The organism is Kineococcus terrestris, assembly GCF_041020755.1.
In the GTDB taxonomy this organism is placed as follows: domain Bacteria; phylum Actinomycetota; class Actinomycetes; order Actinomycetales; family Kineococcaceae; genus Kineococcus; species Kineococcus terrestris.
Window position 1 is genome coordinate 1 of the sequence record NZ_JBEUEI010000019.1, and the last position, 21,349, is coordinate 21,349.

Genomic DNA, 21,349 nt, shown 5'->3' on the forward strand with positions numbered 1-21,349 from the left:
CCAGCGTGCACTTCGACGGCTTCCACCGCCACGCCGACCGGCTGGTGATGGCCAACATCGCCCAGACGGTGAACGTGCTGCAGGCGATGATCCTCACCGACGGCGACGCGCTGGTCCTGACGCCCTCCTACCACGTGTTCGCGATGAACAAGGGCCACCACGACGCCGACTCCCTGCCCCTGCACCTGCGCACCCCCTCGCCGGTGCGGACGGTCGGGGACGAGGAGCTGCAGACGTTCACCGCCACCGCCAGCACCAAGGACGGCCGCGTGCTCGTCTCGCTGACGAACCTCGACGCCGCCGACGGTCTCGAGGTGGACCTCGACCTGCGCGGGGCCGCGGTCTCCGACGCGCGCGTGCGGCTGCTGACGGCCGACGAGCTGGCGGCGCACAACACCGCCGACGCCACCCCGGTCGTCGTCCGGGACGCCGACGAGATCGCGACGCTGGAGGGCGGCCGGCTGCGCGTGCGGCTTCCGCAGCACTCGTTCGCCACCGTCAGCCTCGCCGTCACCGCCTGAGACCCGCGGGGGCGGCCGGGATCAGTCCCGGTCGCTCCCGGCGAGGGCCGCCACCGACGCGGCCGCTCCCTCGGCGAGCGCGGTGGCGTCCACCACCACGACGACCTCGTCGAAACCCATCTGCGCCAGCGCGCGGGCCGGCTCCGGCGCGCCCCCGAAGGCGCCCGCGCTGATCCCCGCCGCCCGGCACGCCGCGACCACCCGCGGCAGCGGGTCGCCCGGCGCGGTGGCCGCGAGGAGTTCCGCGTGCGTGGTCCCCAGCGACAGCGCCAGGTCGTACGGGCCGACGAACACCTCGTCCACCCCGGGGACGGCGGCGATCTCCTCGACCCGCTCCAGCGCCCCGGGCGACTCGACCATGACGACGCAGCGCACCCGCGCGTCCGCCCGCGCCGGGTCCTCCACCGCTCCCGTCCACAGCGGCGCCAGCTGCCCCCAGCTGCGCCCGCCGCGCGGCGGGTAGCGGCAGGCGCGGGCCGCGCGCCCGGCAGCTGCCGCGTCCTCCACCAGGGGGACGACGACGCCGTCGGCCCCGGCGTCCAGGACGCGCCCGGCCCAGGCCGGGTCCTCGCGCGGCACCCGCACGAGGACCTCCACGCCCGGCGGTGCCGTCCCGGTCAGGACCGCGAGCGCCGCGAGCACCGAGGACTCGTCCCACAGGCCGTGCTGGGCGTCCAGGACCACGCGAGCGACCCCGCTGCGGGCCAGCGCCGCGGCCGCGGCCGGGCTGCCCAGCGTCGACCACGCGCCGGGACGCACCTCAGAGGCCGCGGTCGGAGTACCCGCGGTCGGTCGGGGTGCTGCTGGCGCGGGACCGCGGCCGGAAGAACGCGAACTCCAGGACGATCCCGAGCACCCCCACGACCATGAGGATGACCCCCACCGTCTGCAGGTCCACCCCGGACACCTCGAGGGTCACCGCGAAGCGGAGGACCGCCCCCACGGCGAGCAGGAAGATGGCTGTTCCCAGGCGCACACCCGAAGCTTCCTCCGATCCCGTGATCGCGCAAGGCGGACACGCGGGCGACCCCGCCGCGGGGGCGCCGGGGACCTGCGACCACCCTGGTCCGGTGCCCGACCCGGTGACCGCCCCCCGGCCCGCCCGCCCGCCGTCCTGGTGGCCGGGGGCCGTGCTCGTGGTCGCGGCCACCGCGGCCGCGCTGGCCGCCGGTGCCGCGCTGCCGCTGCTGCCGGCGTCCACGGCGGCCGTCGTGCTCGGCGCGGTGCTGGGCAGCACGGGCCTGCACCGCCCGGCGTTCCGCGCGGCCACCGCGTTCGCCTCCCGCCGCCTGCTGCGCACGGCCGTCGTCCTGCTCGGGCTGCAGGTCCCGCTGGCGCAGGTCCTCGGCCTGGGCGCCGCCGGCGCGGTCCTCGTCCTGGGCACCGTCACCACCACCTTCGCCGGCACGCTGCTGCTGGGCCGGCTGCTGCGGGTGCGGCGCGAGCGCACGCTGCTCGTGGCGACGGGGTTCGCGGTCTGCGGGGCCTCCGCCATCGCCGCGGTGCGCCCGGCCACCGACGCGGACGAGGAGGACACCACCACGGCGATCGCGCTCGTCACCCTCTGCGGGACGCTGGCGATCGGCGTGCTGCCGCTGCTGCGCGGCCCGCTCGGGCTGGACGTGCAGGGGTTCGGGGCGTGGGCGGGCGCCAGCGTGCACGACGTCGGCCAGGCCGTCGCGGTCGGCGACCTCGTGGCCGGGGCGCTGGCGACCGTGGTGGCCGTCAAGCTGGCGCGGGTGCTGCTGCTGGCCCCGCTCGTCCTGCTCGTCGGGCTGTCGCGGCGGCGGCGCGCCCGCACGAGCGGCCGCGCGCACCGGCCCCCGCTGCTGCCGCTGTTCGTGCTGGGGTTCGTCGCCGCCGTGGCGCTGCGGGCCACCGGTGCCCTGCCCGCGGAGCTCCTGTCCGGCGCCGCGCGGGTGCAGGACGTCCTGCTGGTCGCGGCGCTGTTCGGGCTGGGCACCGGCATCGACGTGCCGCGGCTGGTGCGCACCGACCGGCGCTCGCTGGCGCTGGGGCTGGCGGCCTGGGGGCTCGTGGCGGGCGTCGCCCTGGCGGGGGTGCGGCTCCTGGGGTTGTGAGGCCCCGCCGGCCCTACTGGGCGTTCCCGCCGGCGGTGCGGCCGCTGCGGCCCACGGCGGTGCCGTGCGACAGGCGCCCCGGCATGAGCAGCGCGAGGCCGACCATGCCCAGGCCGAGGCCCAGGTGCAGCCAGTCGTCGGCCCGGTTGACCGGCACGAAGTTGGCCCCGCTGGTCTCCGCGACGACGAGGCCGTAGACGAACAGGCCGAGGTAGGCGACGCCGCCGACGAGCAGGAACGCCTTCGCCAGCGCCGCGGTGCGGGCCAGCGCGATCCCCGCCACGCCGAACAGCAGGTGCAGCAGGTTGTGCAGCACCGAGACGTGGAAGACGCCCAGCAGGTGGGCACCGGACTCGTGCCCGGCGAAGGTCATGTCCCCGACGCCGGTCGTGATCCCCGGTACGAAGCCGAGGACCCCCACGAGCAGGAACGTCGCGCCGACCAGCAGGGACGCCAGCTGCACGGGGGTGCGCCGGGACCTGCTCACGGTGAGGTCGTCGGCGCGGGTGGACGCGCTGCGGTCGCTGGCCATGGTTCCTCCGCGGGTGGGTGGTCGTGGTGGTCCGTGGTCGGTCCGTCACCGTGTCCCTACCCGCCGTCGCCGTCCTCACACGCGGACTCCGCCACCGCCCGGCTCGCCCCCGTCCCGGCGGCTGCGTACGGTGCGGCGGGTGAGCGCCCTGCGGACGTTGTTCATCGGTGGTAGCGGGATCATCAGTTCCGCCTGCGTGGCCGAGGCGGTGGAGCGCGGGCACGAGGTGACCGTGCTCAACCGCGGCAGCGGGCGGCGCGACCTGCCGGAGGCGGTCGAGCGCGTCGTCGCCGACGTGCGCGACCCCGCGTCGGTGCGCGAGGCGCTGGGGGACCGCGAGTTCGACGCCGTCGCCGACTTCGTCGCCTTCACGCCCGATCACGTGCGCACCGACCTGGAGCTGTTCGAGGGGCGCACGGGGCAGTACGTGTTCATCAGCTCCGCCTCCGCGTACCAGACGCCACCGGCGCGGCTGCCGATCACCGAGTCCACGCCGCTGCGCAACCCGTTCTGGCAGTACAGCCGCGACAAGGCCGCCTGCGAGGACCTCCTCGTGCACGCCTACCGCGACCGCGGTTTCCCGGCCACGGTGGTGCGCCCCTCGCACACCTACGACCGCACCCTCGTCCCGCTCGACGGCGGCTGGTCGGCCGTCGAGCGCATGCGCCGCGGGCAGGAGGTCGTCGTGCACGGGGACGGCTCCTCGCTGTGGACGCTGACGCACCACACCGACTTCGCGCGCGCGTTCGTGCCGCTGCTGGGCCACCCGCGCACGCTGGGGGAGGCGTTCCACATCACCTCCGACGACGTGCTGACGTGGGACCAGGTCGCGCACGCGCTGGCCGCGGCGGCCGGGGTCGAGGCCCGGATCGTCCACGTGCCCTCCGAGCAGATCGCCGCGGCCGACCCCGAGCGGGGCGCCTCGCTGCTGGGCGACAAGACGCACTCGGCGGTGTTCGACAACAGCAAGGTCCGCTCCGTCGTGCCGGGCTGGACGGCGACCGTCCCCTTCGAGCGGGGCGCGCGCGAGATCGTCGACTGGTACGACGCCGACCCCGCCCGCCGGGTCGTCGACGAGGACTGGAACTCCCTCGTGGACGACCTCGTGGCGCGCTTCCGGATCGGCTGAGCGGGGGCTCCACCGGTCCGCGCGGGCGCCGCGGCGGGCCTGGAAGTTGCCGCGGCGTACTGGACGCTCCGGCGACGTTGTGTTCAGATACGGCTCTCGTCCGTGAGCACGTTGCTCGTGGAAACAGCCCTGACCCGGGCGCGGTGACGCCTGCCCGCCACCGCGCCCGGCACTCACCGAGGAGCGCCGTGCCCCGCACCACGACCACCAGCACCCGCACGACCAGCACCCGCAGGACCCTGGCCACGGGCGCCGCCCTGGCCGCCGCGATCAGCCTCACCGTCGGCGCCCCGCACGCGGGTGCCGCGCCCACCGCGAGCACCGCGACCGCGGGCAGCACCGCGACCGCCGCGACCGCGGTCCCGATGAACTACGCCGTCAACGTGGCCAAGGCCAACCGCGGCCAGACGCTCAAGGCCGAGCGCGCCGTCACCGCCGCCGGCGGCACCGTCGTGCAGTCCTGGGCCGAGATCGGCGTCGTCGTCGCGCAGTCGGCCGACCCCGCCTTCGCCGAGCGCCTGCGCGCCGACAAGGCCGTCGAGTCCGTCGGCGCCACCCGCACGGCGGCCGTCACCAGCACCGACCCGACCTGGGGGGTCAGCGACCCGCTGCGCCCCGGTGAGCCCGGCCGCCGGGACGCCCGCACGCTGGCCGAGCGCGCCGACCGCAGCCAGGACCTCGAGGCCGCCACCACCGCCGTGCCCGACCCCCGCGAGGGCGAGCAGTGGGACCTGCGCGCCATCGGCGCCGACGCCGCCCACCAGGTCACCGACGGCAGCCGCGACGTGCTCGTCGCCGTGCTGGACTCCGGGATCGAGGGCGACCACCCCGACCTGGCGCCGAACGTCGACGCCGCCGCCTCCGCCAGCTGCCTCAGCGGTGTCCCGGACAGCTCCTACGCCGCGTGGCAGCCCACCACCAGCGACCACGGCACCCACGTCGCAGGCACGATCGCCGCGGCCCGCAACGGCGTCGGCATCGTCGGCGTCGCCCCGGGCGTGCGGATGTCCGCCGTCAAGGTCGTCAACGACGACGGGTTCATCTTCGCCGAGGCCGCGATCTGCGGGTTCATGCACGCGGCCGCCACCGGTGCCGACATCACCAACAACAGCTACTACATCGACCCGTGGCAGTTCTGGTGCGACGACGACGCCGACCAGCGCGCCGTCAAGACCGCCGTGCAGCGCGCCGTCGAGCACACCCGGGCGAAGGGCATCGCCAACGTCGCCGCCGCGGGGAACTCGAACGTCGACCTGGCGAACAAGACCGTCGACACCTCCAGCCCCAACGACAGCACGCCCGTCTCCCGCCCGATCGGGAACGACTGCCTCGACATCCCCGCCGAGATCGACGGTGTCGTGACGGTCGCCTCCACCGACGCCAGCGGCGCGAGGTCCAGCTTCTCCAACTACGGCGACGGCGTCATCGACGTCGCCGCCCCCGGCCGCTCGATCCTGTCCACCACGCTGCGCGGCGGGTACGGGCTCAAGAGCGGGACCTCGATGGCCTCCCCGCACGCCGCCGGCGTCCTGGCGCTGATGAAGTCCGCGCACCCCGAGCTCAGCGGCGCGCAGCTCGTCGAGCGCCTGGAGCAGCAGGCGACCGACGTGCCCTGCCCGGCGACCGCGCAGCAGTGCACCGGCACCGCCGAGCGCAACGGGTTCTTCGGCGAGGGTCTCGTCGACGCGGCCGCGGCCGTCCGCTGATCCCACGACCCGCGGCGGCGCCCGGCCCGGTCCCTCAGGCCGGTGCCGCCGCGGGTCCGCGGTCCGCGCGCAGGCTGAACAGCGCGTAGGCCGCCACCACGGCGAAGCAGGCCCCCGGCACCAGGTAGGCGGTGGTCGCGCTCGTCGCGTCGATCGTCGCCCCGTGCACCAGGGGCAGCAGCGCCCCGCCCAGGATCGCCATGACCAGGCCGGCGGCGCCGAACTTGGTGTCCTCGCCCAGTCCCCGCAGCGCGATCCCGTAGATCGTCGGGAACAGCAGCGACAGGCACAGCGACAGCCCCACGACGGCCAGCATCCCCACGAGGTTCGGGGCGAGGACCGCGACCGCGCACAGCACGACCCCCAGCACGGTCATCAGCAGCATGAGGAACGCCGCGCGCACGTACCCCATGAGCCACACCATGAGGAAGCGCGAGACGAGGAACACGATCAGGCTGGCCTGCAGCCAGATCCCCTGCTCGGTCGAGGACGCCCCCACGGCCTCCGCGGCGTACTGCAGGGTGAACGTCCACGCGCAGGTCTGCGCGCCCACGTTGAAGAACTGGGCGACGACGCCGAAGCGGTAGTGGCGGTTGGCCAGCAACCGCTTGAGCGTCGCGGCGAAGTGCGCCTCGTGGCCCTCCTCGACGTCGGTGCCGACGTGGTCGGGCATCCGCACCGCGGCGATGCCGATCCAGATGAGCACGAGGACGACGCCGAAGCCCAGGTACGGCGTCATGACCGCGTCCAGCTCCGCGGACTGGACGGCGCGCAGGGCCTCCGGGTCCAGGGCGGCGCGCTCCTCGGCGGTGGCCGTGTTCAGGTTCGGCAGGATGAGCACCGCTGCGAGCAGGACGCCGAGGTTCGTGCCGACCGGGTTGAACGCCTGCGCCAGGTTGAGGCGGCGGGTGGCGCTGGCCTCCGGACCCATCGCCATGACGAACGGGTTCGCGGACGTCTCCAGCACGGACAGCCCGGCGGCCAGGGTGAACAGGGCCACCAGGAACATCCCGTACGTCATGGACTGCGCAGCGGGGAAGAACAGGAAGGCGCCGGCGGCCGCCAGCCCCAGGCCCAGCAGGACGCCGGTCTTGTAGGAGAAGCGCCGGTTGACGAACGCCGCCGGCAGCGCGAGCAGGAAGTAGGCGCCGTAGTAGGCGGACTGCACCAGCGCCGACTGGAAGTTGCTCATGCTGAAGATCGTGCGGAAGACGCTGACCAGCGGGTCGGTCATGTTCGCGGCGGTGCCCCACGCGGCGAAGCACGTCACCAGCAGCACGAAGGGGAGCTTGGCCCCGGGGTTCAGGAAGGGGGACCTCTCGACGGTCAGGTCCCCGCCGGTCGTCGGACGTGTCGTCACGGCCGTGCTCCTCGTGTCCTCGTCGACGTGAGGAGGTGCCCACCGGCCAGCGACCCGTCACGGGTCGGCCGGCGACGCCTCGGGCCCGAGGGCCCCAGGCAGGTCTAGCACGTCACCGCCCCACCCTCCAGGGCGGAGCGGCGCGGGTCCGCGCGTCAGTCGACGGCGCGGCGGGCGGCCGGCAGGACGACGACCGAGGCGCCCCGGGTGGCGGGCATCGCGGCGACGACGGTCTGCTCGGACGGGCGCGGGCGGGCGACGTGGCGCAGGGCGGACAGCCAGCCGGAACGGGCCGTGACGGGGGTCGCGGTGCGGGGGTCGGTCATGGGTCCAGTGTCCGCGGCACCTCGTCCATGCGTCCAATGAACCTTGCGCATGACACCCATGACGTGGCGTCATGCGGGATGGACACGCAGGCCCTCCGCTGGTTCCAGCTCGTCGCCGACGGCGTGAGCGTCACCGACGTCAGCGCCGGAGAGCGCGTCAGCCAGTCCGGCGTCTCCCGCGCCCTGGCCCGGCTGGAGGCCGAGGTCGGCACGCCGCTGCTGCGCCGCTCCGGGCGCTCGCTGCGCCCCACCCGCGCCGGTGCCGCGTTCAAGCGGCACGTCGACGCCGCCCTGCACGCGCTCGACGACGGCCTCGCGGCCGTGGAGCAGGTCGTCGACCCCGGGGCGGGCACCGTGGTGCTGGCCTTCCAGGCGTCGCTGGGGACCTGGCTGGTGCCCGACCTGCTGGCCGGGTTCCGCGCGCGGCACCCCCGGGTCGGCTTCGAGCTGCGCCCGGCGCGCGACGAGCTCACCTCCTTGCTCACCGCCCGCGGCGACGTCGACGTGGAGCTGACGGCCCTGCGGCCGGTGGGGTCGGCGCTGCGGTGGCGGTTCCTGGCGCGCCAGCCGCTGCTCCTGGCACTGCCCGCCGGCCACCGCCTCGCCCGGCGCGACGCGCTCGCCCTCGCCGACGTCGCCGGCGAGCCGTTCCTCGTCCTGCCGCCCACGTCGCTGCTGCGCCGCCGCACCGACGAGCTGTGCGCGGCCGCGGGCCTGGCGCCCGCCGTCGCCTTCGAGTGCGGGGACCTGCCCTCGCTGCGCGGGTTCGTCGCGGCCGGCCTGGGCGTGGCCGTCGTCCCCGACGGGCCCGAGCAGGACCCCGCCGTGCGGACCGTCCCCCTGACCGACGCCGGTGCCCACCGCGACGTCGGCGCGGTGTGGTCCCCCGAGCGCCGGCTGCTGCCGGCCGCCGAGCGGTTCCTCGCCCACGTCACCGACCGCGCCGGGCGCGAGGGGCCGCGGGACCTGGACCCCGGGGGTCGCCGGGGTCCACGATCGAGGGGTGGCGACGCGACGGAGCGGTGAGCGGGAGCAGCCCGAGCAGCGGGAACCCGGGGGCGACCGCGAGGAGGGCGGCGCGGGCAAGGTCCCGCGCCGCGCCTACGAGCGGCGGCTGCTGGAGCTGCAGGCCGAGCTGGTGCAGATGCAGGAGTGGGTCCGGCGCAGCGGCACCCGCGTCGTCGTGGTGTTCGAGGGCCGCGACGCCGCCGGCAAGGGCGGCACGATCAAGCGCATCACCCAGTACCTGAACCCCCGCTCCGCGCGCATCGCCGCCCTGCCCGCGCCCGACGCCCGCGAGCGCGGCCAGTGGTACTTCCAGCGCTACGTCGAGCACCTGCCCACCGCCGGCGAGATCGTCCTGTTCGACCGCTCCTGGTACAACCGCGCCGGGGTGGAGCGGGTCATGGGTTTCTGCACCCCCGAGGAGCTGGAGGTGTTCCTGCAGCAGGCGCCGGTGTTCGAGCGGCTGCTCGTGGACTCCGGCACGGTGCTCGTGAAGTACTGGTTCTCCGTCAGCGACGCCGAGCAGGAGCGCAGGCTGCGCTCGCGCCTGTCGGACCCGATGCGCCGCTGGAAGCTGTCCGCGATGGACGTGGAGTCCCGCCGCCGGTGGGTGGAGTTCTCCCGCGCCAAGGACGAGATGTTCGCCCGCTGCGACACCGAGCACGCCCCCTGGTGGGTCGTCGAGGCCGACGACAAGCGCGCCGCCCGGCTGAACTGCATCTCCCACCTGCTCGCCCAGGTGCCCTACGAGCACGTCGAGCCCGAGCAGCTGGAGCTGGGCGAACGGCCCGCCGCGGGGGAGTACCGGCGGCCGCCGCGCAGCGCCTCCCGGTACGTGCCCGACGTGACCGGGCCGCTGCGCGGGTGAGCGACGCGGACCGCGCCGACGACCCCGTCGCGCTCGTCGTGGAGTTCAGCGCGCCGCTGTGGCGGTGGGAGGCGCGCGCCGACGAGTGGGTGTTCGCGCGGCTGCCGCGGGACGCCTCCGACGACGTGCGGGCCCTGCCGCGCCCGCCCAGCGGTTTCGGGTCCGTGCGGGTGCGCGTCACCTGCGGCGCCTCGACCTGGACGACGTCGGTGTTCCCGGAGTCCGCCGAGGGCGCGTACGTCGTGCCGCTGAAGCGGTCGGTACGGCGCGCCGAGGGGATCGGCGTCGGCGACACCGCGCGGCTGCGGGTGGAGGTGCTGCGGTAGGCGTGGCCGCGTCGGCGGCGGCGGCGTCGACGACGGTCACGACCGGCCGTCGCGGTCCTCACGCACCGCCTCGACCGCGTCACCGAACGACACGCTGCCACCGGCCCGCCCGCCGGTGCGCTCCAGCACCTCGTCGAGCGCGGGGGTGCCTTCCTCCTCGACGAGGCTGGTCAGCCGTCGCTCCCGGGGCGACTGGTGGGCGCGGGCTGCGCGGCGGCGCGGGGCGGCGTGCGTCTCGTCGGGGACGTCCTCGGTCGGCGCGCTGGGCACGCCGCCATGGTGACGCTGCCGCAGCGGTCCCGCGAGCGCCGGAGCGACGGGACCGTGAGGTGGAGCCGACCTCGGCCGCCCACCCGGTGAGCGGGACGACCGGTGAGTCGCAGGGAGCGTCGGAGGCGAGCGCTAGCGTCCGGACCCGACCTGCTCACGACCGGGAGGGCGCGGACGATGACCCCGCTGATCGACGCGCTGAACGTCCGCGCCGTCCACGCCTACGAGCGCCGAGACGCGTCGGCCCTTCCCGGCCTCCGCTCCCTGGGTGCGGTGATGGCCCTGCACGGCATCGCCGAGAACGGCGGACTGGTCGGTGGAGGCGTCGAGAACGTCTTCTTCAGCGACGACCTGCGATCGATCGAGGACGCCGTCGAGGGCTACCGCTGGCTCGGTCTGAGCGACGTCGCCGAGCTCGTCACCCGCGCCCGCGAGGAGTACCTGCGGTTCCGGCCCACTGGCTGGGAGGAGCTCTCGGAGACGGACGCCTCGCTCTGGGACCAGCTCGACTCGGCGTACTCCGCGATCGCTCCCTCGGAGCGGCTGGAGGCGGCGGTGGCCGCTCACCTGCACGAGATCGCACCCGAGCTGCTGCCGTCCTGACCGCGTGGTCGTCGCACCGGGGTCCGCACGACCGTCGTCAGCCCCGCGCGTCCCCGGCCGCTACCCGCAGCAGTTCCTCCTCCAGCTCCGGCGGCAGCCCGTGCACGGGCCGGTCCGGACGCTGCGCCGGGAACCCCGCGCGCTGCAGCCACTCCCACGTGTCGGCCACCGTCTCCTCCACCGGCCGGCAGCGCAGACCGGCGGCCGCGGCGCGGGAGGTGTCCGCCTCCAGGAACCCGGCGAACTCCCCGCCGGTGGGCACCCAGCACGGCAGGTGCGTCCACGGCTGCGCACCGGCCGCGGCGAGCCGCTGCTCGTCCACCCACACCAGTTCCGCGTCCGAGCCGGTCACCTCGACGCACGACCGCAGCAGACCCGCGGTCGTCGTGTGCCCGGAGCGGCTGGCGACGTCGACCGCGCCGCCGGCACCGGCCGCCAGCCGGTCCAGCACGAAGGCCGCCAGGTCGCGGGCGTCGACGAACTGCAGCGGCCGGCCCGGGTGGCCGGGGGCCACGACCCGCCCGCCGGCCGCGGTGCGCCGCAGCCACCACGGCAGCCGGCCGATGTCCTCGCGCGGGCCCAGGACCAGCCCGGCGCGGGCCAGCAGGGCGCCGGGGGAGGAGGCCAGGACGCCCAGCTCGGCGCCGCGCTTGGCGGCCGCGTAGTCCACCTCGTCACCAGCGGCGGGGTCGCCGTCCACGAGCGGCGAGCTCTCGTCCACGTGCTCGCCCCAGACGTAGACCGAGGCGCTGGACACGTACGCGTACCCACCGGCGCTGCCCGCCAGCACCCGGGCGGCCGCGGTCGCCACCCGCGGGGCGCCGGCCCACGTGTCCACCACCGCGTCCCAGCGGCGCCCGGCCACCGCGGCGGCGAACGCCCGAGCGTCGGTGCGGTCGGCGTGCAGCACCCGCACCCCCGGCGGTGGCGTGCCCGTGCGGCCGCGGTGCAGCGCGGTGACGTCCCAGCCGCGCGCCAGCGCGGCGTCCAGCAGCGCCCGGCCGACGAAGCGGGTGCCGCCCAGCACCAGGAGGTCCACGGCCCGATCGTGGCCGTCCGCGCGCCCGGCCGTCACCCGGTTCCCCCGCGGGCGAACACCCGGAGCGTCAGCCGGCGGCCGGCTCCACGGGCAGGGCGGTGGCGACGTCGCGACGACCGCCGCGCACCGCGGAGACGGTCGACCCTGTCCGAGGCGGTCCCCACCGTGGAGCCGTGACGTGGACGGTCGACGTGCAGGAGGCGGAGACGCACCTGTCCCGCCTGCTCGGAGCGGTCGAGCGGGGTGAGGACGTGGTGATCGCCCGCTCCGGCGAGCCCGTGGCTCGCCTGGTTCCCGCGCTCACGCGGGGCGCGTCGTCCCGGGGCCTGGAAGGGGCGGGTGGTCGTCGCCGACGTCGTCGACGACACCCCCGAGGACCTGGTGGCCGCCGTCGGTGACGACGCCGAGCCGCGCCCCGCCTCCGGTTGACACGAGCACGACCGGGAGCGAGTGTCCAACGACACGAGCGGTGCGGGAGACCGCTCGACGGGGCGGCGTCCACCTGGTCCGGACCACGGGAGGCCCGGGCGACGGGAGCCCGACCGCGCAGCTGGACCTGACGGCCGCACCAGTCGAGAGGAACCGCGTGCCCCGAGCGAGCGCAGCCCAGGTCGACCAGCGGATCGCGGGGATGGACGCCGAGCAGCTCCCCGCCGGCGAGCACGAGCAGCACGGCCCGGGGCACTTCGCCGGCCTGTACGCCGCCGAGAACGTCGCGGGCACGGAGTTCATCTTCGGCGCGACCTTCGTGGTCCTCGGCGCCTCCATGAAGGACGTCCTCATCGGTCTGCTCGTCGGCAACCTGCTCGCGGTGCTGACCTTCCGGTTCGTCACCGCGCCGATCGCCGTGCGGACGCGGATGAGCGTGTACACCTACCTGAGCCGGGTCGCCGGCGGAGCGACGTCGAAGCTGTTCAACGCCCTCAACGCGTTCCTCTTCGCGATCATCGCGGCGGCGATGATCACCGTGTCGGCCACCGCTCTGCGCCTCGTCCTCGACTTCCCGGCGCAGACGGAGGCCTACCCCACGAGCGCGGCCTTCGTCGTCCTCGCGCTGGCGTTCGGCCTCGTCGCCGTCCTGGTGGCGGCCTTCGGCTTCAACGCGCTCGCCGAGTTCGCCAGCACCTGCGCGCCCTGGCTGGTGGTCATGTTCGCCACCGGTGGCCTCGTCCTGCTGCCGGCGGTCGCCCAGTCGGTGACCGGATCGACCGTGGTGGACGGCTGGAGCGGGTTCGTCCAGATCGGCGAAGAGGCCGTCTTCACCGGTCGGACCCCCGACGGGGGGGCGGGGATCAGCCTGGTGGGGATCATCGGGTTCTCCTGGGCGGCCAACAGCTTCGCGCACGCCGGCCTCATCGACATGTCGCTCCTGCGGTACGCCCGCAAGAGCCGGTACGGCTACACGACGGCCACCGGGATGCTCATCGGGCACTACATGGCCTGGGTCTCGGCCGGCGTCATGGGCGCGGCCGCCGCCGCGATCACGACGACCTCGATCGAGGTGATCGAGCCCGGGACGGTGGCGTTCGAGGCGCTGGGCTACGCGGGGCTGGCGACCGTCGTCGTCGCCGGCTGGACCACGGCCAACGCCAACCTGTACCGCTCCGGGCTGGCCGGCCAGGGCGTCTTCCCGAAGCTCTCGCGCCAGAAGGTCACCCTCATCACCGGCGTGGTCGTCGTCGCGGCGGCCGCGTTCCCGTTCGTCTACCGCAACTACCTCATCTTCGTGACCTACGCCGGGATCGCGCTGGTGCCGATCGGCGGGATCCTCTTCGCCGAGCACCACCTCCTGCCGCGCCTGGGGATGACGAGGTTCTGGGCGCGCTACAAGGGTGTGACCAACGTGCCGGCGCTGCTGGCCTGGGGGACCTCGATCGCCGCGGCGGCCACGGCGGTCGCCCTCGGCCTCATGCCCGAGTTCATCGCGTTCGTGCCCGCCTTCCTCCTCAGCGCCGCCCTGTACGTCCTGCTCGCCAGGAGGATGGGAGCCACCGGGAACTACCCCGAGGGCGAGGCCGCCGACGAGTTCTTCCAGGAGCGGGTGGACGCCTTCCACGCCGAGCAGGCGGCGAGGACTCCCGCTGGGCTCGACACCAGGGACCGCCGGCGGCTGACCCGCGTGCTGAGGGTGGTCTGGATCGTCGACCTCGTGGTGGTCTTCGCGGCCGCCCTGCTCGTCCTCCTGTCCAGCCCGGACGTCCCCGCCTACGAAACGCGGCGTGAGCAGTTCTGGGCGGTCGCAGCAGCGGGGACCGTCGTCTACTTCACCTGCGCCTACTGGGAGCTGCGCCGCCGGAAGGGCCGGGCGGAGGAGGCGCTCGTCGAGCACCGGGCCCAGCGGTCCGCCTGACGACCGGTGCACCGGCGCCTCCGCCCGCTCGTCGTCGTGAGCGCGGGGTCGTCGTCCCTCGGCCGCGCTCAGCCGGTGGGCAGCTCCCGCGCCACCACGTCCACGAGGTCCCACGCGGGCGGGCGCTGCTCCTGCGCGGCGCCGCACGTCAGCAGCGCGGCCTCGGACCCGGCGGTGCGCCGCACGCTCACGCGCAGCGTCCCGCCCCCGGGCGCGTCGGCCAGGTCCACGTGCCACAGCGCCTCGTCGCGCCCGTCGCGGCGGGCCGCCATGGGGCGCAGGGCCGTCACGTCGTCCACGCCCAGCGCCAGGCGGGCGTGGACGTCGGCGGCCTGCGCGACCATCGCCTCGCTGCAGCGCCCGCGCGCCAGGGCGGGCAGGACGCGGCCGGCGGCGGTCGCCGCCACGAGGTCCGCGGCGTCGTCGGCGTCCACGCGCCCGTACGTCCAGCCCGTCGGCAGGGTCAGCACGCTGGCCGCGAAGCGGTCACCGCCCAGGTGGGAGCACTCCCACACGTCCTCCGGCGCGAGCGCCGCCAGGGCCTGCGCGACCGGGCGCCCGCGCAGCGCGCAGCACCAGTCCTTGCGCCCGTGCGTGCACACCAGGAACAGGTTCCCCGGCCGCTCGCTCCAGCCGTCCTCGTCCGCGGCGGCCGCAGCCACGTCGGCGGCCGCGCACGTGCGCACCAGGACGCGCTCGCGCCCGCGGGCGCAGGTGACGAGGAACAGGGTCCGCCGGCCGTCGTCCCCGCGGGCCTGCCCGGGCCGGCGCACCAGCAGCAACCGCGCCGACAGGCCGGACGCGGTGCGGCGCAGCGACTCCGTGACCTCGGGGCCGAGCCGGGACTCCGGGACACCGCCCGCCCCCCACGGCCCCGGCTCCTCCACCAGCAGCCAGGCGCGGGTGGGGGAGGCGGTGCCGAGCACCGCCTCCCCGCGCTCCTGCGACGCAGCGGCGCACGAGAACCGCCGCTGCGCCGGGTGCAGGTCCTCCGGCGCGCAGCCGTGGCGCCCCGTGCCGGTGACGGTCAGGACGCGGCTCCCGGCCCGGCCGGCAGCAGCACGCGCTCGCGCAGCAGCCGGCGCAGCAGCACCTGCGCGTCGTCGGCGTCGATCCCGACCCCGGCCGCGGCCAGCGCCCGCGGCGACGTGGGGCGCGCCAGCGCCTCGCGCAGCGCCGGCTCCGTCCACGCCGGCAGGGAGATCCGCCGGGGGCCCAGGGCCAGCGCCACCCGCTCCGGGCCGTCCGGACCGAGCGTCCAGCGCAGCCCGACCCGGGGGCGCACCCCGTCGCCGGGGCCCAGGGTGCGGGCGGCGCGGTCCTGCGCCAGCGCCCCCACCGGCTCCACGGGCACCGCCCGCGCCCGGCGGGCGGCCACCACGCGCTCCACGGCCGCGTCGTCCACGGACTCCAGCCACGCCAGGGCGGCGCGGCGGAACGCGGCGACCTCCGTGCCGTCGCCCTGCCCGGGCAGCGGCAGCGCGTGCCGCAGCGCCACGTCCTCGTGCCCGGCGCCCGTCAGCAGGTCCCCCAGCACGTCCGCCCACGTCGTCGACAGCAGCCCCACCGTCAGGTGGATGGAGCGCTCGTCGGTGGTCTGCGCCGAGTGCAGCCACCCGCGCGGCAGGTAGAGGGCGTCGCCCGGTTCCAGCACCGTGTCCACCACAGGCGCGCGCCCGCCGACCGGGTCGGGCCCCAGGTCCTTGGAGGGCTGGCTGCGCAGCGGCAGCTCGACCACCGGCGGGTGGATCGTCCAGTGCTTGCGGCCGTCGACCTGCAGCACCAGCACGTCGTGGGTGTCGTGGTGCGGCTTGAAGCCCTGCGCACCCGGCGGCGTCACGTACACGTTGACCTGCGTCTGGTGGCCCAGCTCCACGGCCAGGTCGCGGCAGAACGCGGCCAGCGGCGGGTGGACCCGGTGCAGGGCGTTGAGCACGATCGTGGCGCCCTCGGCGTGCGCGGCGGCGATCCCGTCCGGGTCGGGCAGGTCGGCCAGGCGCTGGTTGCCGGCGTTCGCGGCGCGCGTGTACGCGCTGCGCGGCAGGGACACCCCGTCGCGCACCATCGAGAAGAACGGCACGCGCAGCCCGCGCGGGCCCAGCAGCTCGTCCACGTCCGCGGGCGAGAGCAGGTCGTCGAAGCCCGGTGCGGCGTCGGCGCCCGCGCGGTCGGCGGCGCGCACCAGCAGCGGGCGGGCGTTCCAGTGCTCGGCCGCGAACCGCTCCGGGGTCGTGGCGAAGCAGCGCGCCAGCGGGGACGCCCCGGCCCCCGCGGTGGCGGGGACCGGGGCGGTCAGCTCGGTGGTCACCTCAGCCGTTGGCCGGGTCCGTGCCGGCCGGGTCCGAACCCGCGGGGTCGACCTGGGTGCTGTCGGAGTCGCCGGCGTCGGCGTCACCGCCCTCGCCGCCGGCGGGGTCCACGCCCGAGGGGTCCGAGCCCGAGGGGTCGACCTGCGTCGAGTCGCTGTCGCCGGCGTCGGCGTCACCGCCGGGGCCGGTCCCCTGGGTGCTCGTGGTGATGTCGTCGTCGCTGAGGGACATTGCGCCTCCGGTTCGTGGTGCGTTCGAGGTGGTGTCGATCGTCGTGCGGCGCCATGCTGTCGCGCGCACCGGTGCCCCGCCACCCCGGGGCGCGGGCCCGCGCCTCACCAGCGCGAGGAGGGCCGGCGCCCGCGGGCCGTCCAGCCCAGGTACCCCGTCAGCGCGGCCGCGGCCGCCACCCCCGCCCCGACGATCTTCGTCTGGTGCGGCTGCCAGCGCGGCGGGTCCACCGCCGCCAGCTCGGCCAGCCCCTCGATGACCGCGGCCGTCACCACGCCCACGACGACGCGGTTGCCGATGCGCTCCACCCGGCGCACGTACGACTCCAGCTCGTCGGTGCGCAGCGACACCGACAGCCCGTCGCGCTCGACGTCGTCGAGGATGCGCAGCAGCTGACCGGGCAGCTCCGCGCCCAGCTCGGCGGCCTCCAGGCCCACCCGGCCCAGCCGGCGCGCCAGCGCCGTCGGTCCCAGCTGGTGCGCCATCAGCCGCCGCACGTACGGGGCCAGGACCTCGCCCAGGTGGAAGCGCGGGTCCAGCTCCGCGCCCATCCCCTCCAGCATCACCACCATGCGCACGACCAGCGCCAGGTTGCGCGGCAGCGTCATCCGGTGCGCGCGCAGGATCGCCAGCACGTCGCGCACGTACGCGCCGATGCTGATCTCCGACAGCGGCAGCCCCTGGTAGCGGGCCAGCAGCCGCGCCGCGTCGTCGGCCAGCCGCCGCCGGTCCACCCGCCCGCGCGAGAGGGCGATGTCCGTGACCGCCGAGGCCACCCGGTCGGCGTCGTGGCGCACGAACGCGGCCACCAGCGCGGCCAGCCGCAGCCGGGTGCGCTCGTCGACCTCGCCGACCATGCCGTGGTCCAGCAGCCCGATCTCCCCGCCCGGGCCGATCAGCAGGTTCCCCGGGTGCGGGTCGGCGTGGAAGAAGCCGTGCACGAACACCATGTCCGCGACGATCCGCGTGGCGCGCGCCGCCAGCGCCGGGCGGTCGATGCCCGCCGCGTCCAGCGCGTCCCCGTCGCTGACCCGCACGCCGCGCAGGCGCTCCAGCGTGATGACCCGCGAGGTCGTGCGGTCCCAGTGGACCTTCGGCACGTGCACCTCGGGATCGCCCGCGAAGTCGTGGGCGAAGCGGTCCGCGTTGCGGCCCTCCTGCAGGTAGTCCAGCTCGGCGCGCAGCGTGTCGGCGAAGTCCTGCGCCAGCCCCACCACGTCGTAGTCGGCGGCGATGCTCCAGCGCCGCGACGCGCGCGCGGCCAGGTCCCGCAGCACCTCCAGGTCGCCCTGCACCTGCTCCACCACGCCCGGGCGGCGGACCTTGACGACGACGGCCGTGCCGTCCGGCAGCGTCGCCGCGTGCGCCTGCCCGATCGAGGCGCTGGCCAGGGGCTTCGGGTCGACGTGCTCGAACAGCTCCTCCAGCGGCGCGCCCAGCTCGCTCTCCACCGTCGCGCGCACCGCCTCCCACGGCACCGGGGACACCTCGCTCTGCAGCCGGGTCAGCTCGCGCTGGTAGTCCGGCGGCAGCAGGTCCGGGCGGGTGGAGACGATCTGCCCGAGCTTGACGAAGGTGGCGCCCAGGTCCTCCATGACCGCGCGCAGCCGCTCCGGGCCGGTGCGCGGCGGCACGTGCCGCTCGCGCAGCACCGACACGGGTGCCACGGCCGCCAGCCCGCCCGTCAGCCCCGCGGGCAGCCACCGCTGCAGGTCCAGCACGTCCACGAGGTGGTCCAGCCCGTGGCGCGACAGGGTGCGCGCGATCTGCAGGTACCGCTCCTGGCGTCGCACCGGCGCCCTCCCGTCCGCTCCCGCTCGTGCCGCGGGGACAGCCTCTCAGCAGGAGCGGGCGGGCGCGGGACGGCCCGGGGCTACAGGCCGCGCGACGGGCGGCCGATGCCACGGCGTGCCCGACGACGCCACCTGGGCCGCGGCCCTGCACGCCGTCCTCGACGACCCCCGCCTGCTCGCCCTGCACGCCCAGCCGCTGGTGGAGCTGACCTCCGGGGAGGTCGCCGGGTACGAGCTGCTGTCCCGCTTCGGCGCGCCGGGCGGCGGGGAGCCGGTCCCCTTCCCCGACGCCCCGCCGGACGCGTGGTTCGCCGCCGCCGACCGCTGCGGGCTGGGCGCGCCGCTGCAGGCCGACGTGGTGCGCCGCGCCGTCGCCGCCCGCGGCGACCTGCCGCCGGAGACCTTCCTGACCGTCAACGTCGACCCGCACCTGCTGGTGCACCCCGAGGTCGCCGGGGCCCTGACGGACCACGACGACCTCAGCCGCGTCGTCGTGGAGCTGACCGAGCACACCAGCGCCGAGGGCGGCGCCGCGGCGCTGAACCGCGTCCTGGACGAGGTGCGCCGCCGCGGCGGGCTCGTGGCCGTGGACGACGCGGGCACCGGCTACGCCAGCCTCGGCCTGCTGCTGCAGCTGCGCCCGGACGTCGTGAAGCTGGACCGCGAGCTGGTCACCGGCCTGGACGCCGACCCCGTCAAGCGGGCCCTCGTGGAGGTCCTCGGCGACCTCACCGGCCGGATGGACGCCTGGCTGCTGGCCGAGGGCGTGGAGACCGAGGCCGAGCTGGCCGCCTGCATCGCCCTGGGCGTGCCGCTGGGGCAGGGGTGGGCGCTGGCCCGGCCCGCGGCGCGGATGCTGCCCGCGCTGCCCGAGCCGACGGTGGAGTTCGTGCGCGGCACCGCCGCGCGCGTCGGCCTGGCCGAGAACGTCGCCAGCCTCCTGGGCCCGGCCCCCGCCGGGCGCGACGAGGCGCTCGCGGAGGTCCTCCTCGACGCCCGCGACCGGCCCGTGTCGGTGCGCCGGCAGGGCGGCGGGTGGGCGCGCCCCACGGTGCTGGCGCCCTCCACGCCCGTCGCCGACGCCGCGCGGCGCGCCGCCGCCCGGCCCGCCGCCGACCGCTTCACCCCGCTGGTGTGCACCGACGGCACCGGCCGCTACCTCGGCGTGGTCCGCGTGGACGGCCTGCTGACCGCGCTGGCGCGGCTGGCCGGGTGACAGCGGGCCCGCGCGGCTCAAGGCGCGGGCCCGCGGCGACGACGTCGGTGCTGCACCCGCGGTCCCGCGGGTCGCTCGACGGTGAGGAGAACCCCGTGAAGAAGTTCCGCTGCGGCGACGTCGTCCCCGGGTGCACGCGCGCCTTCCACGGCACCGAGGCCGACGTCCTCACCCAGGTCGCCGGCCACGCCCGCGCCGACCACGGCCTGCCGGACGTCCCGGCCGAGCTGGTCGGCCGCGTCCTGGCCGCCATGGTCGACGCCTGAAGGGCCGTTCCGCGGACCCCCGCGGACCCGGCGGGTCCTACCAGCGGTAGTCGAGGAACTTGCCGTCGAAGGTCACGACCACGCGGTCGCCGTCCGGGTCGGCCCGCCGGGAGACGTCGACGCGGAAGTTGATCGCGCTCATGATGCCGTCGCCGAACTCCTCGTGGATCAGCTCCTTCAGCGCCGGCCCGTAGACCGACAGCGCCTCGTGGAACCGGTACACCGTCGGGTCGGACGCGGCGGCCGGGTCGGCGCCGCGGTACGGCTGCAGCTGCAGCGCCTCCACGACGTCCTCGCCGAGGCCGAGCAGCTCCCCGGCGCGGCGCGCGTGCCCGGCCGGCACGGGGTGCTGGCCCAGCAGCGCGGCCGTCGTCCACACGGGCGGGGTGCCCAGGTGCCCGGCCACGTCGGCCCAGCGCAACCCGGTGCGGCGCAGCGCCGCGCGCACGGCCTCCGCGGCCTCCTGCTTCGTCGTCAGCCGCTCGCTCACCGGGCCACCTCCGCGCCGCGCTCGCGCACGTCGGCCTGGCGGGGGAGCACCGCGCGCGGGCGCCCGGTGCGCGCGTGCGTCGTGTAGAGCGCCAGCCCCACGAACGTCAGGCCGCCGACGAGGTTGCCGACCACCGTGGGCACCTCGTTCCACACCAGGTAGTCCAGCAGCGAGTACGAGCCGCCCAGCAGCAGGCCGGTGGGGAACAGGAACATGTTCACCACGGAGTGCTCGAAGCCCATGTAGAAGAACACGATGATGGGCATCCACATCGCGATGACCTTGCCGGACACGTTCGTCGACAGCATCGCGCCCACCACGCCGGTGGAGACCATCCAGTTGCACAGCACGCCGCGCACGAACAGCGTGAGCATCCCGGCGGCGCCGTACTGCGCGTACCCCAGGGTGCGGTCCTCGCCGATCTCCCCGAGGCGCTGGCCCACCTCGTTCGGGTCGACGGCGAACCCGTAGGTGACGACGACCGACATCATCAGCGCGACCGTCAGCGCGCCCGCGAGGTTGCCGGTGAACACCAGGCCCCAGTTGCGCAGCATCGAGCGCCACGTCACGCCGGGCCGCTTGTCGATGAGGGCGAGCGGGACCAGCGTGAAGACGCCGGTCAGCAGGTCGAACCCGAGCAGGTAGAGGATCGAGAAGCCGACGGGGAACAGCAGCGCTCCCACGAGCGCGTTCCCCGTCTGCACCGTGACGGTGACGGCGAACGCCGCCGCCAGCGCGAGGATCGCGCCAGCCATGTAGGCGCGCACGAGCGTGTCGCGGGTGGACATGAGGACCTTGGACTGCCCCGCGTCGATCATCTTCGTGACGAAGTCCGGCGGGCTCACGTAGGACATGGGCACCGACCCTGCCGCGCGCCTGTTACCGCCCGGTCAGCCCGTCGTGTCGGGTCGGTCACCGTCCCCGCACA

Annotated in this window: 24 protein-coding genes and 1 pseudogene; 12 read left to right on the forward strand and 13 right to left on the reverse strand. The window is 75.9% G+C overall.

What is annotated here, in order from left to right:
• Positions 1–521 (forward strand): alpha-L-arabinofuranosidase C-terminal domain-containing protein (locus AB8M62_RS12600; protein ID WP_369069772.1); only part of this gene is annotated, 521 nt, incomplete at its 5' end.
• Between the two features lie 21 nt (positions 522–542).
• Here AB8M62_RS12600 and AB8M62_RS12605 read toward each other — a convergent pair.
• Entirely contained in the window at positions 543–1,280 is a 738-nt protein-coding gene (locus AB8M62_RS12605; protein WP_369069773.1) for an HpcH/HpaI aldolase family protein, read from the reverse strand.
• Position 1,281: 1 nt separating this feature from the next.
• Positions 1,282–1,497 (reverse strand): DUF6458 family protein, encoded by a 216-nt coding sequence (locus AB8M62_RS12610; RefSeq protein ID WP_369056207.1) that lies wholly within the window; start codon positions 1,495–1,497, stop codon positions 1,282–1,284.
• Between the two features lie 94 nt (positions 1,498–1,591).
• On the opposite strand from AB8M62_RS12610, the gene AB8M62_RS12615 reads away from it, so the two are divergent.
• Positions 1,592–2,602: a YeiH family protein gene (locus AB8M62_RS12615; RefSeq protein ID WP_369069774.1), complete on the forward strand. Its 1,011-nt coding sequence runs from the start codon at positions 1,592–1,594 to the stop codon at positions 2,600–2,602.
• 13 nt (positions 2,603–2,615) lie between these two features.
• On the opposite strand, the gene AB8M62_RS12620 is transcribed toward AB8M62_RS12615, so the two are convergent.
• Complete coding sequence (locus AB8M62_RS12620; RefSeq protein ID WP_369069775.1) at positions 2,616–3,134, reverse strand: DUF4383 domain-containing protein; 519 nt, start codon at positions 3,132–3,134, stop codon at positions 2,616–2,618.
• A gap of 139 nt (positions 3,135–3,273) precedes the next feature.
• On the opposite strand from AB8M62_RS12620, the gene AB8M62_RS12625 reads away from it, so the two are divergent.
• Together AB8M62_RS12625 and AB8M62_RS12630 are read left to right on the forward strand one after the other, a co-directional pair.
• Entirely contained in the window at positions 3,274–4,263 is a 990-nt protein-coding gene (locus tag AB8M62_RS12625; protein WP_369069776.1) for an SDR family oxidoreductase, read from the forward strand.
• 188 nt (positions 4,264–4,451) lie between these two features.
• Positions 4,452–5,969 (forward strand): S8 family serine peptidase, encoded by a 1,518-nt coding sequence (locus AB8M62_RS12630; protein ID WP_369069777.1) that lies wholly within the window; start codon positions 4,452–4,454, stop codon positions 5,967–5,969.
• Between the two features lie 34 nt (positions 5,970–6,003).
• On the opposite strand, the gene fucP is transcribed toward AB8M62_RS12630, so the two are convergent.
• Both fucP and AB8M62_RS12640 read right to left on the reverse strand, forming a co-directional pair.
• Positions 6,004–7,329 (reverse strand): L-fucose:H+ symporter permease, encoded by a 1,326-nt coding sequence (gene fucP / locus AB8M62_RS12635; protein WP_373694933.1) that lies wholly within the window; start codon positions 7,327–7,329, stop codon positions 6,004–6,006.
• 155 nt (positions 7,330–7,484) lie between these two features.
• Positions 7,485–7,655, reverse strand: a complete 171-nt coding sequence (locus AB8M62_RS12640) for a hypothetical protein (RefSeq protein ID WP_369056202.1) — start codon at positions 7,653–7,655, stop codon at positions 7,485–7,487.
• 78 nt (positions 7,656–7,733) lie between these two features.
• Between AB8M62_RS12640 and AB8M62_RS12645 the strand changes: the two genes are divergently transcribed.
• Genes AB8M62_RS12645 through AB8M62_RS12655 form a run of 3 tightly spaced genes read left to right on the forward strand, consistent with a single transcriptional unit; the run spans position 7,734 to position 9,854 of the window.
• On the forward strand, positions 7,734–8,681 hold the full coding sequence (locus AB8M62_RS12645) for a LysR family transcriptional regulator (protein WP_369069778.1): 948 nt from the start codon (positions 7,734–7,736) through the stop codon (positions 8,679–8,681).
• Complete coding sequence (gene ppk2, locus AB8M62_RS12650; RefSeq protein WP_369069779.1) at positions 8,659–9,528, forward strand: polyphosphate kinase 2; 870 nt, start codon at positions 8,659–8,661, stop codon at positions 9,526–9,528. The genes AB8M62_RS12645 and ppk2 overlap by 23 nt, the downstream gene beginning before the upstream one ends.
• Positions 9,525–9,854: a DUF1905 domain-containing protein gene (locus tag AB8M62_RS12655; protein WP_369056199.1), complete on the forward strand. Its 330-nt coding sequence runs from the start codon at positions 9,525–9,527 to the stop codon at positions 9,852–9,854. The genes ppk2 and AB8M62_RS12655 overlap by 4 nt, the downstream gene beginning before the upstream one ends.
• Positions 9,855–9,890: 36 nt before the next feature.
• Here AB8M62_RS12655 and AB8M62_RS12660 read toward each other — a convergent pair whose 3' ends face one another.
• Positions 9,891–10,124, reverse strand: a complete 234-nt coding sequence (locus AB8M62_RS12660) for a hypothetical protein (protein ID WP_369069780.1) — start codon at positions 10,122–10,124, stop codon at positions 9,891–9,893.
• Positions 10,125–10,301: 177 nt separating this feature from the next.
• Between AB8M62_RS12660 and AB8M62_RS12665 the strand changes: the two genes are divergently transcribed.
• A complete protein-coding gene (locus AB8M62_RS12665; RefSeq protein WP_369069781.1) occupies positions 10,302–10,727 on the forward strand; it encodes a DMP19 family protein in 426 nt (141 codons plus the stop codon).
• Between the two features lie 37 nt (positions 10,728–10,764).
• Here AB8M62_RS12665 and AB8M62_RS12670 read toward each other — a convergent pair whose 3' ends face one another.
• A complete protein-coding gene (locus tag AB8M62_RS12670) occupies positions 10,765–11,766 on the reverse strand; it encodes an NAD-dependent epimerase/dehydratase family protein (protein ID WP_369056197.1) in 1,002 nt (333 codons plus the stop codon).
• A gap of 191 nt (positions 11,767–11,957) precedes the next feature.
• Here AB8M62_RS12670 and AB8M62_RS20095 point away from each other — a divergent pair.
• Together AB8M62_RS20095 and AB8M62_RS12680 are read left to right on the forward strand one after the other, a co-directional pair.
• Positions 11,958–12,011: pseudogene (locus AB8M62_RS20095) on the forward strand (hypothetical protein); the annotation flags it as partial.
• A 341-nt stretch (positions 12,012–12,352) separates the two neighbouring features.
• Positions 12,353–14,116, forward strand: coding sequence for a purine-cytosine permease family protein (locus tag AB8M62_RS12680; RefSeq protein WP_369069782.1), 1,764 nt, complete (start codon positions 12,353–12,355; stop codon positions 14,114–14,116).
• Between the two features lie 68 nt (positions 14,117–14,184).
• Here the strand turns inward: AB8M62_RS12680 and AB8M62_RS12685 are convergent, their stop codons facing one another.
• The 4 genes from AB8M62_RS12685 to AB8M62_RS12700 all read right to left on the reverse strand — a co-directional run bounded on the left by AB8M62_RS12685 (position 14,185) and on the right by AB8M62_RS12700 (position 18,449).
• Entirely contained in the window at positions 14,185–15,042 is an 858-nt protein-coding gene (locus tag AB8M62_RS12685; protein WP_369069783.1) for a sucrase ferredoxin, read from the reverse strand.
• Positions 15,043–15,143: 101 nt separating this feature from the next.
• Complete coding sequence (locus AB8M62_RS12690; protein ID WP_369069784.1) at positions 15,144–16,424, reverse strand: cupin domain-containing protein; 1,281 nt, start codon at positions 16,422–16,424, stop codon at positions 15,144–15,146.
• Position 16,425: 1 nt separating this feature from the next.
• Positions 16,426–16,656, reverse strand: a complete 231-nt coding sequence (locus AB8M62_RS12695) for a hypothetical protein (RefSeq protein WP_369056193.1) — start codon at positions 16,654–16,656, stop codon at positions 16,426–16,428.
• A 104-nt stretch (positions 16,657–16,760) separates the two neighbouring features.
• Positions 16,761–18,449 carry an ABC1 kinase family protein gene (locus AB8M62_RS12700; protein WP_369056192.1) on the reverse strand — a complete coding sequence of 563 codons (1,689 nt, stop codon included), beginning with the start codon at positions 18,447–18,449 and terminating at the stop codon, positions 16,761–16,763.
• A 115-nt stretch (positions 18,450–18,564) separates the two neighbouring features.
• Here AB8M62_RS12700 and AB8M62_RS12705 point away from each other — a divergent pair, with 115 nt between their 5' ends.
• Positions 18,565–19,665, forward strand: coding sequence for an EAL domain-containing protein (locus AB8M62_RS12705; RefSeq protein WP_369069785.1), 1,101 nt, complete (start codon positions 18,565–18,567; stop codon positions 19,663–19,665).
• 95 nt (positions 19,666–19,760) lie between these two features.
• A complete protein-coding gene (locus AB8M62_RS12710) occupies positions 19,761–19,931 on the forward strand; it encodes a DUF1059 domain-containing protein (RefSeq protein ID WP_369056190.1) in 171 nt (56 codons plus the stop codon).
• 37 nt (positions 19,932–19,968) lie between these two features.
• On the opposite strand, the gene cynS is transcribed toward AB8M62_RS12710, so the two are convergent.
• Positions 19,969–20,421, reverse strand: coding sequence for a cyanase (gene cynS, locus AB8M62_RS12715; RefSeq protein WP_369056189.1), 453 nt, complete (start codon positions 20,419–20,421; stop codon positions 19,969–19,971).
• Positions 20,418–21,275: a formate/nitrite transporter family protein gene (locus tag AB8M62_RS12720; protein ID WP_369056188.1), complete on the reverse strand. Its 858-nt coding sequence runs from the start codon at positions 21,273–21,275 to the stop codon at positions 20,418–20,420. The genes cynS and AB8M62_RS12720 overlap by 4 nt, the downstream gene beginning before the upstream one ends.
• Positions 21,276–21,349: the final 74 nt, after the last annotated feature.